The 266-nt window shown below is 43.2% G+C and carries 1 pseudogene; it reads right to left on the reverse strand.

Annotated elements, in window-relative coordinates:
- Positions 1-202, reverse strand: a pseudogene (locus C1E99_RS11305) (isocitrate/isopropylmalate family dehydrogenase); the annotation flags it as partial.
- Positions 203-266: the final 64 nt, after the last annotated feature.

Below are 266 nucleotides of genomic sequence, written 5' to 3' on the forward strand. Positions count from 1 at the left end.
ATTCATAAGCCTTTTCTCCTGCAAAAACCTCCCTCCACTGAATAGAACGTTGACCTGCATAGGCTTTTTTCACTGCAGCATCAATAACTTTTTGACTGACTGACCAAACATCCCTGCCAATACCATCTCCTTCAATATAAGGAATAACGGGACAATCTGGGACGATTAACCGTCCCTCTCTCATCAGGATTTTTTCTGCCATATTTACCTCTTTCCAATCGGGATGTAAACCAAATTCCTACCACCTAAGTAGGAAGAGCGCGGAC

This window comes from Streptococcus suis (genome assembly GCF_002964045.1).
GTDB lineage: Bacteria > Bacillota > Bacilli > Lactobacillales > Streptococcaceae > Streptococcus > Streptococcus suis_U.